Source organism: Xenorhabdus beddingii, from assembly GCF_002127545.1.
In the GTDB taxonomy this organism is placed as follows: domain Bacteria; phylum Pseudomonadota; class Gammaproteobacteria; order Enterobacterales; family Enterobacteriaceae; genus Xenorhabdus; species Xenorhabdus beddingii.
In genome coordinates, this window is the sequence record NZ_MUBK01000004.1 from 49,441 (window position 1) to 65,185 (window position 15,745).

The 15,745-nt window shown below is 44.7% G+C and carries 17 protein-coding genes; 4 read left to right on the plus strand and 13 right to left on the minus strand.

Going from position 1 to position 15,745, the window contains the following annotated elements; all coding sequences use genetic code 11:
- Window positions 1-391: 391 nt before the first annotated feature.
- From flgL to flgB, 11 genes are all read right to left on the minus strand, one after another.
- Window positions 392-1,339, minus strand: a complete 948-nt coding sequence (gene flgL / locus Xbed_RS03715) for a flagellar hook-associated protein FlgL (RefSeq protein ID WP_086111602.1) — start codon at window positions 1,337-1,339, stop codon at window positions 392-394.
- Window positions 1,340-1,375: 36 nt separating this feature from the next.
- Complete coding sequence (gene flgK / locus Xbed_RS03720) at window positions 1,376-3,016, minus strand: flagellar hook-associated protein FlgK (protein WP_086111603.1); 1,641 nt, start codon at window positions 3,014-3,016, stop codon at window positions 1,376-1,378.
- 120 nt (window positions 3,017-3,136) lie between these two features.
- A complete protein-coding gene (flgJ, locus tag Xbed_RS03725) occupies window positions 3,137-4,174 on the minus strand; it encodes a flagellar assembly peptidoglycan hydrolase FlgJ (protein ID WP_086111604.1) in 1,038 nt (345 codons plus the stop codon).
- Window positions 4,174-5,292, minus strand: coding sequence for a flagellar basal body P-ring protein FlgI (locus Xbed_RS03730; protein ID WP_086111605.1), 1,119 nt, complete (start codon window positions 5,290-5,292; stop codon window positions 4,174-4,176). Before Xbed_RS03730 ends, flgJ begins: the two co-directional genes overlap by 1 nt.
- Before the next feature lie 15 nt (window positions 5,293-5,307).
- On the minus strand, window positions 5,308-6,099 hold the full coding sequence (locus Xbed_RS03735; RefSeq protein ID WP_086111606.1) for a flagellar basal body L-ring protein FlgH: 792 nt from the start codon (window positions 6,097-6,099) through the stop codon (window positions 5,308-5,310).
- 83 nt (window positions 6,100-6,182) lie between these two features.
- Window positions 6,183-6,965, minus strand: a complete 783-nt coding sequence (flgG, locus tag Xbed_RS03740; protein ID WP_086111607.1) for a flagellar basal-body rod protein FlgG — start codon at window positions 6,963-6,965, stop codon at window positions 6,183-6,185.
- 17 nt (window positions 6,966-6,982) lie between these two features.
- Complete coding sequence (locus Xbed_RS03745) at window positions 6,983-7,738, minus strand: flagellar basal body rod protein FlgF (protein ID WP_086111608.1); 756 nt, start codon at window positions 7,736-7,738, stop codon at window positions 6,983-6,985.
- A gap of 21 nt (window positions 7,739-7,759) precedes the next feature.
- Entirely contained in the window at window positions 7,760-8,980 is a 1,221-nt protein-coding gene (flgE, locus tag Xbed_RS03750) for a flagellar hook protein FlgE (RefSeq protein WP_086111609.1), read from the minus strand.
- Between the two features lie 15 nt (window positions 8,981-8,995).
- The gene (flgD, locus tag Xbed_RS03755; RefSeq protein ID WP_086111610.1) at window positions 8,996-9,691 is read right to left on the minus strand and encodes a flagellar hook assembly protein FlgD; all 696 of its coding nucleotides are present in this window, start codon (window positions 9,689-9,691) and stop codon (window positions 8,996-8,998) included.
- A gap of 13 nt (window positions 9,692-9,704) precedes the next feature.
- A complete protein-coding gene (flgC, locus tag Xbed_RS03760) occupies window positions 9,705-10,109 on the minus strand; it encodes a flagellar basal body rod protein FlgC (RefSeq protein ID WP_086111611.1) in 405 nt (134 codons plus the stop codon).
- A gap of 5 nt (window positions 10,110-10,114) precedes the next feature.
- Complete coding sequence (gene flgB, locus Xbed_RS03765; RefSeq protein ID WP_086111612.1) at window positions 10,115-10,531, minus strand: flagellar basal body rod protein FlgB; 417 nt, start codon at window positions 10,529-10,531, stop codon at window positions 10,115-10,117.
- Between the two features lie 320 nt (window positions 10,532-10,851).
- On the opposite strand from flgB, the gene flgA reads away from it, so the two are divergent.
- The 4 genes from flgA (at window position 10,852) to Xbed_RS03785 (ending at window position 13,607) form a co-directional block, all read left to right on the plus strand.
- On the plus strand, window positions 10,852-11,523 hold the full coding sequence (flgA, locus tag Xbed_RS03770; protein ID WP_086111613.1) for a flagellar basal body P-ring formation chaperone FlgA: 672 nt from the start codon (window positions 10,852-10,854) through the stop codon (window positions 11,521-11,523).
- Between the two features lie 122 nt (window positions 11,524-11,645).
- Complete coding sequence (gene flgM / locus Xbed_RS03775; RefSeq protein WP_086111614.1) at window positions 11,646-11,945, plus strand: flagellar biosynthesis anti-sigma factor FlgM; 300 nt, start codon at window positions 11,646-11,648, stop codon at window positions 11,943-11,945.
- A gap of 26 nt (window positions 11,946-11,971) precedes the next feature.
- A complete protein-coding gene (locus tag Xbed_RS03780) occupies window positions 11,972-12,412 on the plus strand; it encodes a flagella synthesis protein FlgN (RefSeq protein WP_086111615.1) in 441 nt (146 codons plus the stop codon).
- A gap of 424 nt (window positions 12,413-12,836) precedes the next feature.
- A complete protein-coding gene (locus Xbed_RS03785; protein WP_086111616.1) occupies window positions 12,837-13,607 on the plus strand; it encodes a hypothetical protein in 771 nt (256 codons plus the stop codon).
- An 88-nt stretch (window positions 13,608-13,695) separates the two neighbouring features.
- On the opposite strand, the gene Xbed_RS03790 is transcribed toward Xbed_RS03785, so the two are convergent.
- Window positions 13,696-14,436 (minus strand): hypothetical protein, encoded by a 741-nt coding sequence (locus tag Xbed_RS03790; protein ID WP_086111617.1) that lies wholly within the window; start codon window positions 14,434-14,436, stop codon window positions 13,696-13,698.
- A 45-nt stretch (window positions 14,437-14,481) separates the two neighbouring features.
- Window positions 14,482-15,537, minus strand: coding sequence for a glycosyltransferase (locus tag Xbed_RS03795; RefSeq protein WP_086111618.1), 1,056 nt, complete (start codon window positions 15,535-15,537; stop codon window positions 14,482-14,484).
- Between the last annotated feature and the right edge of the window lie 208 nt (window positions 15,538-15,745).

A 15,745-nucleotide genomic window follows, 5' to 3' on the forward strand; every position in this document is an offset into this window, starting at 1 on the left:
CCAGTGAAACTATAGGCGAAAAAATAATTCTGACTGTGTTTAGTACGACAAATTTCCAATATCATTCACCGGAATGATGAATAAAGATAAAACCATTCACGAAATCTTAAATTTCAAAATTTTTATTCTCTGCATTTGTTATTTGTCAGCCTTTCTTTTCAGAGTATTATTAATACAAATATTGTTTAACAATTGCACTTTGCGATTTTAAGAAATGAGATTTTAAGAAAATAGGATTTTTCCAAATAAGGCTGGAAGAAATAGAACTGAATTATTGCCAATAAGTACAAAGCGAGAAGATGAAAGGAGTCAATAAGCCCTTGGCTTCTTTTCTTGTAACGTGGGAGAAAGAAGCCAAGGGCTTAAAATTACAGCGTTATACCCGTCTTAATCAGCGACGCATCTCAAACAGAGACATCCCTTTTAAGTCAGTAAACGCCTTGTAAGAAGCCTGTAGTGTAACCTCTTGCTGAAAGTATTTGGAGATAGTGGAGAGCCAGTCAACCCCGACTAATTCTCCTTTCTGTACTTGATTCGCGGCACTGCGGTCACGGCCCAGATCATCCAGACTATCCAGTTCCTTAAGTTGCAAGCCCAATACGGTTTCTGCCGAAGAAAAGTTGTTCTGGCTGTTGCGGGCACTACGGTTAGCTTTATCTATCAATGCCATCGCGGCGTTCTTTTCTTCCTCACTCGCCGTGCTATACGGCGTTTTTAACGCTGAGATCGCCATATCAAGGGTAGCAAAAATATCGGGTTCACTGTCTTTGATTGGATTGCTGGGATGAGATAAAAATACCTGTCGCCCGGTATGGGCGATAATCATTGAGCGGTTATCATCCACTTTCTGGGTAATTTTTTCATCACCACCGACGTAACTGACTTTTCCACTGTCATCTTTCACAAAAGGAGGTGTATCCGTTTTATAGCCAGCAAAAATATAACGTCCATTGCCATCGGTTTTGTTACCCAAGTTCAGCAATTGTTCTTTAAGGCCGTTCAATTGCTGTGCATAAGATTCCCGATCCTTATCGCTCTGCGCAGATGCCGCAGCCACCAACGTTTCAGAAACAGAGCTCGTCACTTTCACGGCATCGGCAATAATGCTCAACTGGGTTGACATGGCGTTTTTGGCAAAGGTGCGGGCAGTGGCAAACTGCTGGTTTTTCGACTCAGATTGGGAAATCATAATGCTCTGCGAAGCCGCCAGAGGATCATCAGAGGGATTAATCACTCGACGCTCGCTGGAGAGTTGCTCACTCAATTTCATCTTTGTCGATTGGGCATCATAAATCCCATTAATGCTTTGAGTGTATAATTGATTCGTACTGACTCGCACAATCTCATTTCCTTTTTATTTTCAACCAAGTGGTGATTAGCGAATAGCCAGAATCGCATCAAACATTGTTGTCGCAGTCTGGATCACACGGGCATTTGCCAGATAATACTGTTGAAAACGTTGCAATTCGATGTATTCATCATCCAGATTGACACCCGAAATCGATTGATGCGTTGATTTCAGTTGCTTAACAATCTCTCCCTGCGTTTCGGCACTTGTCTGGATTTTATGCGTATTACTCCCCACACGGCTGACCAACGAGGCGTAAGCACTGGCAAAGGATGATTTACCCTCAACCAAACGCTCATCCTGTAATTTAAGGAATTTCTCCATATTACGGTTATCACTTGGGCCGGCACCTTTGACAGTGCCGGTCGCCAGTTGGGAAGAATCTTTCAGATTCACTTCCAGAGTCGCCACAACGTTGCTGACTGTTTTCAACGTATAGCTGTCGTGCTCTTTTGCCTCAGCCGCATTGATGTTGACTTTCAGACCATCAAACGCCAGCGTATCACCCTCTTTTTTCACCGGGATCATGGCCTTGTCAGAAACGCGCTGGACTGCCCAATTCCCACTTTCAAATTTGAGGGTATAGTCACTGGCTTTCACTTGAGTGGTATCCGCATATCCCACTTCAATTTTAGCCGTACCTTTATTGTTGCTGCTGGAAATAACCTCAGGTTGGTTGAAGGTAAAGAAATCAGCGCCCTTGTCGCCGTTCAGATCAATACCGCCACGCTGCACCTGATTGAATTGATCCGCCATCACCAGTGCCAGTTGGTTCAGCTCATTGCGGGTTGAATCCACCGCTTCCCTGCGCACTTGCAATGCACCACCCAATGCCCCCTGAGAAATAAAGCGTTCGTCGATTTCTCTGGTACCGACTGTGCCATTGTTATAACCCAGTGTGATACGGCTACTGTCAGCGCTGGAAGGGATTGCTTCCACTTGATAGGCTTTATTGCCCGATACCAGCGTCAGGCCGCCACCAAATGAGACGTTATAAGTGCTGCCATCCTGCTGAACGACGTTCACTTCGACCAACTGATTTAATTGATTAACCGCTTCATCACGCTTATCCAGCAACGCCAGGGGTTCGCCATTACCCATACCGCGCATCCGCGTAATTTCATTGTTCAGACTGGCAATTTCTTCTGCGTATTTGTTGATATCCTGAATATTTTGTCCAATGCGGGCATTGACGCCTCTGTCTATCTGACGCAGAGTTTCATCGGCTTTTTTGAATCGGTTAACCAGACCCTCTGCGGTGCCCAATACCGTGGTTCTGGCCGCGCTGTCTTCCGCATTGCTCTCAAGCACTCCCAGCCTGTCGAAAAAATCTGAGATGAAGTTGGACAGATTGGTATTTGTTTCTGCCAATGACTTATCGATTTTGCCGATCTCTTGGCTATAAACATTCAGTGCAGAATGTTTAGTTTGTGCGGCATTCTTTTGTTGAGTGATGAATTCACTGTATTCACGGTTGATGGTACCGACAACCACACCGTTGCCAATAAAACCCACTGGCGATTGGGTGCCATTATTTGATGTCATCACGGTAGTCTGTCGGTGATAATCCGTTTTTGTAGAGTTAGTGACGTTATTAGCCACAACATCCATTGCCACCTGCGCGGCGTTAATACCACTCATGGCAGTATTCAGAAGACTATTGGACATATGTAGATCCTTTTACGTTTTCTTTAATCCTCCATCGATGGGAGGTCATTCACTGTTACAGTTATCGGCATGTCTCTCTGTTCCTTGAGCAGAAATGCGCTTGATTTTGTGACCCGGCGTTTAAAACAGGTTGTCGAAATCAGAGACATAGGCTTTTGCCATTTGATGGCCGGTATTCTTTAACTGCTGGATCAGGGTCACTAATTTTTTGGCATAACCGGGATCGGTGGCATATCCCGCATCCTGCAAGGAGTACGCGCCTTGTTCAGCCGTCGTGGACTGCACGACTTTGGTATAGCGGGGATTTTCCGTCAGCAATTTGGCATAATCCGTTATCGCTTCCACATAAGAGCCATATACCCGGAAGCTGTCCTGCATTTTTCTCGGTTCACCCTCAATGTATTCCGTCGTCGTGATATGGGTGACCGGCCCTTTCCAGTGTTTCCCGGCCTTGATACCAAACAGGTTATGACTCGGCTTGCCTTCTGCGGTCAGAATTTCCCGTTGTCCCCAACCGGATTCCAGGGCGGCCTGAGCAATAATCAATAAATGAGGGATACCGCTTTGCTGGCTTGCCAATTGTGCCGGCAGGGAAAGCATGGAAACAAAACTGGCACTGTTCATGGGCAATGATTTTGACTGCCCTGAACCACGGGTGAAAGCCGAAGATGAAGGATCAGGCATAGCCCGGCGCATAAACGGTTCCAGAGCCTGTTTCGGTAATGTGTGCAGGATTTCATTATCCAGTGGCATCGGCATAGTTCCCGCCAATTCACTCGGCCTATTATTTTCATTCGGTATAGTATTTGCATTTGGTATAGTATTTGCATTTGGTATAGTATTTGCATTTGGTATAGTATTTGCATTGGAAAATTGCTTCACGATCATGTCAGCAAATCCCAGTCCCTTTTGGGAAAGGTCTTGGGCAATTTGCTGATCGTACATCGAAGTGTAAAAACGGGTCTGCTCACTGCTCAGAATGCCATCCTGCGGCAGCGAAGAACGCATACTTTTCAGCATCATCTGAACGAAGACGCCTTCCAGTTGTTGGGCTACTTGCCGTAGCCCTTGTTGTGGTTCCTGTGCCAGTTTCGCTTTTAGTGAATGCAGCGAATTCACATCGTAAGCCGCATTGGGCGTCGTCAGAAAATCATTCATCAGATAATCTCCAATTTCGCACGCAGACAGCCTGCGCTCTCCATCGCCTGCAAAATCGACATTAAATCCGTTGGTGATGCCCCCAAGGCATTCAACGCACGTATCACTTGAGTCAGATTCGCACTGGCATTGACCTTCTGCAATGCGCCACCTTGCTCCTGAATGCCAATCCCCGTATTGCGGGTCACGACAGTACTTCCTCCCGCCAATGGTGTGTCAGGCTGATTGACCACCGTTTGACGCTCAACGGTGACAGACAGGCTACCGTGAGCAATCGCACAGCTATCCAATGTGACATTGCGGTTCATCACCACCGACCCGGTACGGGAGTTGAAAATCACTTTGGCATCGCCCGCATCAACACGAATATTTAAGTTCTGCACTTGAGACAGAAACTTAACCTGCTCGCTGTTTTCTATTGGCAGACGTAACTGAATGGTACGGGAATCCAACGGTGTGGCCGTCCCGGTTCCTTTCAGGCGGTTGATCGCGTCGCTAATCTGTTGGGCCAAACTGAAATCATCATCATTCAATTGCAGGTTCAGCGTGCCTTTCTGGCCGAATTGCGTGGGTAATTCCCGCTCAATCACTGCACCGTTAGAGATACGTCCTCCGGCCAGTTGATTGATTTTAATGCTGTTACCCCCGGCACTCGCCCCCGCGCCCCCCACCAGAATATTTCCCTGAGCCAATGCGTAGACCTGATTATCCACCCCTTTCAGGGGCGTCATCAGCAATGTCCCCCCACGTAAGCTCTTGGCATTACCTAACGAGGACACCACAATGTCAATATTTTGCCCTGAACGCGCAAAAGGTGGCAGCTTGGCTGTCACCATCACGGCAGCCACATTTTTAAGCTGCATATTGGTACCGGGTGGCACAGTAATACCCAACTGCGACAACATATTGCTCAGGCTTTGCGTGGTGAAAGGCGTCTGCATGGTCTGGTCACCCGTTCCATCCAATCCGACCACCAAACCATAACCAATCAGCGCGTTATCCCTCACACCTTCAAGGGTCGTCAGATCACGAATGCGTTCTGCAAAAGCGCTGGTTGGCGCGAGCGAACTGAACCATACCAGCGAAAAGGTAAAAAGGCTGGCGACTAATTTTTTCATCCTGACCCTCCTCTTTTAAAACGGTGAGATATTCATAAAGAAACGTTGCAACCACCCCATATTCTGGGCTTCGTTAATATAACCATCCCCCACATATTCAATGCGGGCATCAGCAACCTGATTGGAGCTTACTGTATTGTTGCCCGTGATAGTGCGCGGGTTCACGACACCAGAGAAACGAATGAATTCCGTTCCCTGATTGATGGCGATCTGTTTTTCCCCCACCACATGCAGGTTGCCGTTTGCCAGCAATTGATTCACCGTCACAGTAATCGTACCCTTGAATGTATTGTTGGCATTCGCTCCACCCTTACCGCCAAACTCGTTATTGCCTTCCATGCCCAAATCGGTTTTGTCACTGCCGATTAATCCCTGCAAGAAACGCGGAGTCAACGCCGCAGCAAAACCGGTTTTGCCATTGCGACTGGCATTGGCTGAGGAGTTTTTGCTCGCACTGACATTTTCTTGCAGGATGATGGTCAACGTATCACCAATATTGCGGGGACGACGGTCTTCAAACAGCGGTTGATAACCGTAATAGACGGGCTGGACGACCTGAAAAATAGAACCTGTTGGTGCTGGAGCGGGTGATTCGGCGGGTTTTGCGGTCGTTTGCCCTTTCACCAGCGGTTTGTGCGGCATATAGGCACATCCCCCCAGTGTCAGCGCTGACAGGGTTAATGCCGCCACAGAGAGGCCGATACGCCACTTATTTCCCTGATTTTTCCGTAAACCCGTGGGATCATAAGCGACTGGGTTGTTAGCATGGCTTCCGGAAGGGTTCTTGGCAACGGGCATTGTATCCATCTTCTATGCTCTTAAGTTTATCGCAGAATAAGTTTATCGCAGAAATCGTGGAGGAAGATGTCCCTCCACGATTAACGATGAGATTATAACTGGGTCAGTTTTTGCAGCATCTGATCAGACGTTGATACCGCTTTGCTGTTGATTTCGTAAGCACGCTGAACCTGAATCATATTGACCAGCTCTTCCGCGACATTGACATTCGAGGTTTCAACATAGCCTTGGTAGAGCAACCCAGCGCCATTGATGCCCGGTGCGTTTTCCACTGGCACACCTGAACTGTTGGTTTCCAGATACAGGTTCTCACCCACGCTTTCCAAACCGCTCTCGTTGATGAACGTGGTCAGCGTCAATTGCCCAACCTGTTGAGGTGCGTTTTGCCCCTGCACGTTCACACTGATGATCCCGTCACGGGCGATACTGATTTTGGTGGCATTGTCCGGAATGATGATGGCAGGGACGACCTGAAAACCACCGGCTGTCACTAACTGACCATTTTGATCCACCTGAAATGAACCATCACGGGTATAGCCGGTTGTGCCATCCGGCATCTGGATCTGGAAAAGGCCCTGTCCCTTGATGGCCACATCTTTGCTGTTGTTGGTCTGCGCCAGATTGCCCTGACTGTGCAGACGCTCAGTGGCGACCGGGCGTACCCCCGTACCAATCTGCAACCCCGATGGTAAGTTCGTCTGTTCAGACGACATCGCGCCCGGCTGACGTTCAGTTTGATAGAGTAAATCTTCAAATACCGCCCGTTGGCGTTTAAAACCATTGGTGCTGACGTTTGCCAGGTTGTTGGCAATCACATCCATATTGGTTTGCTGGGCATCCAGCCCAGTCTTGGCAATCCATAAAGATCGGATCATGAATTTATCCCTCCCGATTAGCTCATAGCGAGAATTTGATTAGCCCGCTGTGCATTTTCATCGGAACTGTGAATGACTTTCATCTGCATCTCAAAGCGACGCGCGTTGGCGATCATGTTCACCATACTTTCCACTGGATTGACATTACTGCCTTCCAGTACCCCCGGCATGATTTTCACTTCCGTACTGGCTGCCAGTTCATTGCCTTGCTGCTCCTGCGCCTGTGGCGTCAAGTGGAACAAACCATCATCGCCCCGCACCACTTGTCCGGCTTCCGGTTTGACGATTTTCAGTTTGCCAATCTGTCCCAACAAGGTGGGTGGATCGCTGGCAATCAAGGCAGAGATGGCACCATCAGCAGCAATAGTCAGTTCGGCCTGTGGCGGAACATCAATCGGCCCGTTTTCACCCATCAACATACGCCCCTGCACCATCAGTTGCCCTTCGGGTGAAATCTGGATGTTGCCGTTGCGGGTATAGGCTTCTGTCCCATCTTCAAGCTGGACAGCCAAGTAGCCGCCTTGTCCGACCGCCACATCCAACGGGCGGGAGGTGTAATTCATGGGTCCCTGGCGGCTATCCATGCCGGGAGTGGAAGCCACGGTCAGTGTGCGGGTCGGCAGGGTTTCACCTTCAATCGGTACGGCGCGCAGGGCAGCAAGCTGGGCCTTGAAGCCCGGTGTTGAAGCGTTGGCCAGATTGTTGGCTGTGACAGCCTGATGCTCCAGTGTCTGGCGCGCAGCTCCCATAGCGGTATATATAACGTGATCCATAAAGCTATCCGCCTGAGATTATTAACGCATACTGACCAGAGTTTGCAGAATTTGATCCTGCGTCTTGATGGTCTGGGCGTTGGATTGATAGTTACGCTGGGCGACGATCATATTGACCAGTTCCTGGCTCATGTCTACGTTAGAGGCTTCCAGCGCACCGCTGATCAGCTTACCGAAGTTGCCTGAACCGGCTGTACCCACGATTGGACTACCGGATGAACCCGTCTCTACCCAAACGTTGTCTCCCTGCGCGGCCAAACCTTCCGGGTTAGAAAAATTCGCCAGCACAACCTGACCCAGAACCTGAGTCTGTTGGTTTGAATACAGGCCATAAATTTTTCCATCGTTATCAACACGATAGTTAGTAAAATGACCTGCCGCATAACCGTTTTGCTGCTGGTTGGAAATCGAGTCTTGCTGGATGCTCTGCTGTCTGCTGCTGTTAAAGTCAATATTGATTGGCCCAGCGATAGAACCATTCAAAGATGGCATAGCAAAATCAAATGCGTTTTCATTACCGACAATGCGGCCGTTACCATCAAAGGCTACATCACCCAATTTTTGAGGAGCAGAACCCGCTACTGAAGTATCCTGAGCATGAATTTCCCACTTGTTGTTTTCTGTTTTAACAAAAAACACATTGATATTATGTTCATTGCCCAAGCTATCGTACACAGAGATACCGGAGCTGTAGTTAAGGCTATCTTTTTTCGCTGGATCAAATGGATTGGCAACGGTATCGATCTTTGGGTTCATCGAATTCAGGTTAGCCGTCATCGTCACTTTAGTGGTTGCTTTCGCCCCCAGCATATTGGTTGGAATTGAAATCGGACCGGGTGCCGCGCCTTTTTGAATCTCCGGCCCATTCGCCCCTTCTACCGCCGGATAGCCGGTCAGTTTCATGCCCTGCTTATTGATCAGATTACGGCCTGAATCCATTTCGAACTGGCCGTTACGGGAATAGGAAATATTACCGTTGGAATCCTGCATGCGGAAAAAACCGCCCTGTGTCACTGCCATATCCAGTTGACGGTTAGTCGTGGTGGTTGAACCATCCTTAAAGTTCTGAACCATGCCAGAAACCTTAACACCCAATCCTACATTTGAGCCGCTGAAAACGTCCGCAAAAGCAGCAGAACTGGATTTAAAGCCGAATGTCGCCGAGTTTGCGATGTTATTACCAATAACGTCCAAATTACCCGCTGCGGCATTCAAGCCACTGACCGCTTGTGAAAAAGACATATGTCCTCCGTTTAATTAAAGAATCTGACGAACTTTATCCATGGTTACCGTACCCGCCAGCCCTAAATCTAATTTAGTGCCATCCTCACTCCGCGTGACGCCATTAACTACGGCATAATTCAGCGGAAGTGCCACTAACGCTTGATCTTGATAGCTTGCAGAAACCGTGAAACTATACGCACCGTTTACCACTTCCTTGCCATCTGCGTCTTTGCCATTCCATTCAAAACTATGGACACCCGCATTCAATTTACCGATGTCCAACTCCCGAACTACCGCCCCATTCTTATCTTTGATGGTGAGTTTTACGTTATCGGCAGGTCGGGTCAGCTCAAGGCCCAATGGCGTTGTGCTGATGCCTTCTTCTTCACTGGAGCCGACTAAAATTCTATCGCCGGGCACCATAACACCCCGATTAATCAGCAATGTTGTTTGCATTGCCTGATTGTTGTCCATCTGTCCGACAATGGTTCCCAGTGTTTTATTGAGTTTTTCTATGCCCTCAACGGTACTGATCTGTGCAATCTGAGAGGTTAGCTCATTGTTTTGCATTGGATTGGTGGGATCTTGGTGCTTGAGCTGTGTCACCAATATATTCAGAAAGTTATCTTTGATATCGCCGCTGCTTTGTGGCTTTGTTTTGGCCACAGAAGCCAGCTCACCTACCGTGGTATTATCCAACGATTCATTGATTGACGTGGTTACTGCCATAATGGAATTCCTGTTACTGGCCTAAAGTCAGCGTTTTCAACATAATGGACTTAGTGGTATTAAGCACTTCAACGTTCGCCTGATAGCTGCGGGAAGCGGAGATGGTATTGACCATTTCCCCGACCACATCCACATTCGGCATACGGACATAACCTTTTTCATCGGCCAACGGGTTACCCGGCTGATATTCGAGACGGAAAGGGCTGGGATCATCCACCACTTCACTGACACGAACACCGCCTATTTCCTGCCCTGCCGGTGCCGCAACGCGGAATACCACCTGCTTGGCACGATAGGGTTCACCATCCGGCCCGACAATGCTATCGGCATTCGCCATATTACTGGCGCTGACGTTCAGTCGCTGGGACTGAGCGGACAACGCAGAGCTGGCAATATCAAAAATACTGAGTAGAGACATTCCCATTATCCTTGTGACTGTAGAACTGACATCATGCTTTTGAGCTGCGCATTCGTCATCGTAAGTTCCGCCTGATATTTCAGACTGTTATCCGCGAAATTGCTCCGTTCCATATCCATGTCAACGGTATTTCCATCCATGGCCGTCTGGTATGGCACCCGATACAGCAGATCCATCTCCAGACGTTTTTGAGGCTGAACGGGAATATGTCGCTCGGAAGTCAGAGTTAGCCCAATTCCACTTCCCGTTACACGACCCTGTGCCATGACCTTTTTCAGTTGAGCAGCAAAATCGATATCACGCGCCTGATAGCCAGGGGTATCCGCATTGGCGATGTTGGCAGACAAAATTTCCTGCCGCTGGTTGCGGAGTGCCAGCGCTTCTTGTCGAAATTGAAAGGCGGCATCTAATTTATCGAGCATATTCCTCCCTCAGGGCTGTTCTGTCGGGGCGAACCCCAATAACGCATCAAGCGCTCATGCCCCTTTTCATCACGTCTGTTGCGGTGCTGTTTAAGGCTCCGCATGTGAAAACCAAGCCGGGGATAAGCGCTAAGCAACTAACAGAATAAACTCAGAAGAAAAAGGTGATTCGAAGAATAGAAACAAATTGGATTGCTATTTATCCCATTAACGAATAATCAATCGCGTTACACTATTGATATCCAACAGGTACTGTAACATCCAACAGGTACTGAATATTTTTTGAAAACATGGTTCGCTAATGGGGTTAAGGTGATGACATGCCTGCATTAAAATTTATCGGCTCCCTTGCCATTTTCCTTAATTTATTTTTTTGCTCTTTTTTGGCTTGGGGGAACAACCTACCGCAATCGATAAGTGATTATTTCAGGCAGATTCATCACACATCAGGTCATAAAGTCTCTGTGGACATCAAAACGCCGAAGCAACATTGGCCGACTTGTGAATTTCCTGAGATACAGCCCCCACCAGGCAACAAAAATCGGGGAAGCCTTTCCGTTCCGGTGACTTGTGGTCAGCAGCGCCGTTTTATTCAGGTCTACGTCAACGTCATGGGTTCATATTGGGTTGCTAAGAGAGCCATTAACCGCAATGCCGCACTGACGGAAAAAGATTTTCAAATAAAAACGGGGTCCTTAGATAAACTGCCAAACGACATAATCCATAACAGAAAGTCCATACAAAATGGTATTGCTATTCGCAACATATCTGCCGGACAATTCATCACACGCAATATGATTCGGCGTCCATGGGCGATTAAAGCTGGACAAAATGTGGTCGTCACCGTAGATGGACACCATTTTCAGGTGCGTTACGAAGGAAAAGCGATTAACAATGCCGCAAGTTTTGATAATATCCGTGTCCGCTTAGGCTCTGGACAGGTTATTACTGGTGAAGCCCAAGAGAATGGCAGTGTAAAAATGATGTTATAAATGGCTAAAGTTTTATTTCTTCCAGCCGATATAACCAACAGACCATGATTTACAGGCATGCCAGCGGTATATCGCCTGCTACCTAAGACAAATAAATAATGCCTGATTAAAGGATTACGATTATGAGTATTGAACGCACTCAACCTCTACTGGCTATGGCTGCTTTACAGCAACGAAATGCCAATGAAGGTGCCCAGAGCACTCGCAGAACTGTGGCTGTCGCAGAAAAAAGCGCCGATACGCAAGTCAAACTGAGCGAAGCGCAAAAAAAACTCGTCCAGCCAAGCAGCCAGGATATTAATATCCAGAAAGTCCAACAATTGAAAGAAGCCATTGCACGGGGAACACTGACGATGGACAGCGGTAAGATTGCTGATGCCCTATTCAGAGAAGCCCTTGAAAATATGGAATATGATAAATAAACCATCAAATTCATAAAGAGCCATAAATGGAAGAACTTCAACTCTTACTTGAACAGCAAAGTGCGCACTTAAATTCGCTTTCACAAACTATGGCAGAAGAACAGCGCATATTAAGCGAAGGCTTTATTGAGGCAAATCATTTACATCGGGTGACCGAGCAAAAGACATTTTTGCTTTCAGCGCTTGATCATGCGGAACGTAAGCGCCAGCAATTAAGCGAAACGCTGAGAATAAACGCGCCTTATGCTGACCATGAAAGACTGGCGATGTTATGGGAACAAATTAGCCAGACGGCTGAACGTATCCGTGATTTAAATACACATAATGGATTTTTGCTGGATCAGCATATTGAGTTGAATAGCCAAGCCATTGCTTTTCTGAAAAGTCACCACAGCCCTTCTTTTTATGGTGCGGATGGACAAGCCCGTCATAATTCAGCGCTGTCAGGTCACAAGATTAGCGTCTGATTTTTATCATACTGCGATTTTTATCATACTGCTTTAAGCAGTAACATCTACAGACCTCTTGAGTTATCGCTAGTAAGGGGTCTGTTTCTGTGTGCTTGTATTTTCCTTCCATAAAAACAAATAACAAACAAAAATATAAATTTATTTACGTATTGTTTGATTGACTTACAATCTATTTTCACATCACTGCTATAATTATGTTTATAAATGACATGTCAAAATTGTAGGACACTTTATTACTACAGGGCGGCATCCCACTTTGCTCAAATATTATCCTGAATGGTTGTTGATAACTAATAGTTGTTGATAATTAGAAATGTGATATCCGGCCCTGTTCCTGATTATGCAAGAAGTGAGTAGATGATTTGATATTTTTAATGCTTATTTATAATAATAAAATTTATCATATTAAACGAGGTTATTTATGAAACACAGCAAAAAAAACATAGCAAAAACTTATTTGCTATCAGCTATAATATTATTTTCCACAAGCACCTTTGCAGACACTATCAATATGTTCTGGAAAATTAACAACAACAATAAAAAAATAAACAACCTAACATTCAGAATTAAAATAAATGAAAGCGCTCCACACGATCAATTCTTTTTTTCCAACCAGTTTTCATTTACTGGTAACGGAGGGGATGGATATATAGGTATCCAACCGAGAGAAAATTTATCTAACGGAAAGCGAGTATATCGGGTCTTATTTTCCAGTTTTAGAGCGGACTCAAAACCACGGCATAAAAATTGCTATCAAGGAGCTGATGGTTCTCCCAACGGAACGACATGTAGTCAACTTATCATTCCCGGTGAGTTAGGGGAAATTTACTCCTTTAGAGTTGATAAGTTTAATAATGAAGTTACAGGAACTGTAACAAATGAAACCACAGGAAGAAAAGATATTATTGGAAAATGGACTGTTAGTGATAGTGTGGATTCTCTCAAAAATAATAACGTATCGTGGGTAGAAGGTTATACCGGAAAACCCAAATGCGATTATAATGGCTGGCCTTACTATGAAGTTGAATTTTTTAATCCCAGTGCTAATGATGAAAAATTAAACGGCACTATGTCTGGCATACAAAAAAATTATGACTCTAAATGGTGTCCGAACATGAGAGCAGTAAAATCAATACATGATAATACGGGAACATTAATCAAAGGTGGTTTTAAAAAACCCAGTAATAAATAATTATATATTAATATAATAAATGCATCATAATTACTATGAAATTAAATTACATTTCAGTGAGTCACTATGAAGAAAAGGTACTTATAAATTATCTGAAAGAATGAATATCTTTCAACGCATTATTTAATATGTCTTTATTTTTATGCCTAACATCAAAATTCGGCTTAAATATAGTTACCAGCCTAACTCTTTGAGGATTTCTCGACTCTACACACATAAGATTAATGTTACCCTCAATAAGATATGGAGTAATAGTAATGTCTTTGTTACTAAACCGGATCAATTTTCCACCAACATTAGGGTCAAAAATAAATAAATGATTATCTTTCCAAACAATAAACCCCATATGATTAGAGGCAATATATCTGTTATTATTTATTGCATCCTGCCTCTCATTAGCATTCTTTAAAAATAAACTGTTAGATGGCAAATTATTTATTGAATCACAGGCATAAACTTCAATTAAAGCAAATCCTGAATGACCAAGAGAATAGATAAAATCACCAAAGGGATATTTTTGGTATGTCTGATATCTCATTTGAAGAATTCTAATAGATTGTTCCAGATGACTAAATTTACCCATTTCCGTCGGCTCTAACGTAAAAGGATTTCTCGTCATTTTAAGCATTTTGGTATACATTTCCGTTAACTCAAATGCCTTTTCGGGTGACAAATTTTCTGATTCGCATTCATATAAATTTGTCAAAATATATAAAGAAATGCCTGCACACATGCCACATCCGCAAGGAACTTTTGGATTACATTCCGTCAGCCCATGCAGACTACGCCTGCAAGAAAGTTGATTAAATTCGAAATAATTCTCATTCATAGGAAACCTCCTACAATAGCATGTTGAGCTGCAAGTGATAAAAACCTACTTACGCAGCAAATTGTTATAGCTGGATTTTAAATCAAAAGGGCTTTCGGCAGCATAATCACGGTGATCTCGTTTTTTTTGTCGCACTTTATTCCACTGTGCCCTGCCATCAACTGAGTTAAAAATGACCTCTCCTCTTCTTCCTATCCTCATATTTTCAGGCGGGAGGAGCTCACTACTTGGGATATTACTATTGGGTTGATTATCTACACGGGGTCTTTTCGCATCACTGGGACAACCCTTTTCTTGGTTCATCTTAAACCAACCACAATAGAGTCTGGGTCCTGTCGCCCACATTGTGCCTCCCATGCGAAGTCTTGGCTCTGCCCGCCATTTCACCCATCCATTATCTTCACATTCTGATTTTTCTTTCTCATCATGCATCACCTGTATCCTTTTATCTATTATCATTAAAAGGATTGCTATTTCTCTTGATTGAGGCGGTGCAGCAATGATGGCATTGCCAAACTTATTCTCTGTCCATCCAGAACCGGTGGTATCACCAAAAGCAATCCCTTGGGTCACCTCAATATTTCCCAATATTGCTTTCCTTTTCAATAGGTTGTCTGTCTTATGAGGTAAACTATTCAGTGAAAATTTTGGAACTGCATAGGCAAGCTCTACATCGACATCAAGATAAATGCCTCCTTGGGTATAAAGGATCACTAAGCGCATGATATCACTCGCTGATGCGTAATTATGATAGAACCCGTTTATTTGTCGATGATATATTGCATTCAGACGCCAAATGATTTTTTCATATTCATTTTGTCTTTTTAAGTATGGGCTTTGCTTTAAGGAAAGAAAGGCTTTTTCAATATCTTCAGAATCATGAAAGAAAAATCCTGTTTTCAATGGAGATTTTGTTTCCGATAATGGGTTAATCTCTATATCCAGAGAAGTCATGGTATTAAAAAACAACTGTTTTTTAACTCCCCATAAATGAATTTCAAAGCCGGGGTTTTCAACTTTAACATTAATAATATTTCTAATGCCATCTTGAGATATGTTATTCCCTGCCCAAAAATAATGTATCTTTTTAGGAATATTCATTTTTCATTCTCCCAATTTTACTTGCTTTGTAAATTCTTATCTCATACTACTTGCTTTCAGGCAAATAATTGTTCAATCCATGTCCATAATGAGTGACAATAATATGTAATATCCATCTGAAAAATAAATGAAAATGAATTAATAAAAAGAGATTTTGTGGTACAAAGAGGGAAATGTGAAGTCATCACTGGCAAACCTTACCAGCATG

What these genes read in the sequence shown, in the direction of transcription:
- flgK (WP_086111603.1), bottom strand. Translation starts at nt 3,016, where the DNA reads ATGTCCAATAGTCTTCTGAATACTGCCATGAGTGGTATTAACGCCGCG.
- flgJ (WP_086111604.1), bottom strand. Translation starts at nt 4,174, where the DNA reads ATGAATGATTTTCTGACGACGCCCAATGCGGCTTACGATGTGAATTCG.
- Xbed_RS03730 (WP_086111605.1), bottom strand. Translation starts at nt 5,292, where the DNA reads ATGAAAAAATTAGTCGCCAGCCTTTTTACCTTTTCGCTGGTATGGTTC.
- Xbed_RS03735 (WP_086111606.1), bottom strand. Translation starts at nt 6,099, where the DNA reads ATGGATACAATGCCCGTTGCCAAGAACCCTTCCGGAAGCCATGCTAAC.
- flgG (WP_086111607.1), bottom strand. Translation starts at nt 6,965, where the DNA reads ATGATCCGATCTTTATGGATTGCCAAGACTGGGCTGGATGCCCAGCAA.
- Xbed_RS03745 (WP_086111608.1), bottom strand. Translation starts at nt 7,738, where the DNA reads ATGGATCACGTTATATATACCGCTATGGGAGCTGCGCGCCAGACACTG.
- flgE (WP_086111609.1), bottom strand. Translation starts at nt 8,980, where the DNA reads ATGTCTTTTTCACAAGCGGTCAGTGGCTTGAATGCCGCAGCGGGTAAT.
- flgD (WP_086111610.1), bottom strand. Translation starts at nt 9,691, where the DNA reads ATGGCAGTAACCACGTCAATCAATGAATCGTTGGATAATACCACGGTA.
- flgC (WP_086111611.1), bottom strand. Translation starts at nt 10,109, where the DNA reads ATGTCTCTACTCAGTATTTTTGATATTGCCAGCTCTGCGTTGTCCGCT.
- flgB (WP_086111612.1), bottom strand. Translation starts at nt 10,531, where the DNA reads ATGCTCGATAAATTAGATGCCGCCTTTCAATTTCGACAAGAAGCGCTG.
- flgA (WP_086111613.1), top strand. Translation starts at nt 10,852, where the DNA reads ATGCCTGCATTAAAATTTATCGGCTCCCTTGCCATTTTCCTTAATTTA.
- flgM (WP_086111614.1), top strand. Translation starts at nt 11,646, where the DNA reads ATGAGTATTGAACGCACTCAACCTCTACTGGCTATGGCTGCTTTACAG.
- Xbed_RS03780 (WP_086111615.1), top strand. Translation starts at nt 11,972, where the DNA reads ATGGAAGAACTTCAACTCTTACTTGAACAGCAAAGTGCGCACTTAAAT.
- Xbed_RS03785 (WP_086111616.1), top strand. Translation starts at nt 12,837, where the DNA reads ATGAAACACAGCAAAAAAAACATAGCAAAAACTTATTTGCTATCAGCT.
- Xbed_RS03790 (WP_086111617.1), bottom strand. Translation starts at nt 14,436, where the DNA reads ATGAATGAGAATTATTTCGAATTTAATCAACTTTCTTGCAGGCGTAGT.
- Xbed_RS03795 (WP_086111618.1), bottom strand. Translation starts at nt 15,537, where the DNA reads ATGAATATTCCTAAAAAGATACATTATTTTTGGGCAGGGAATAACATA.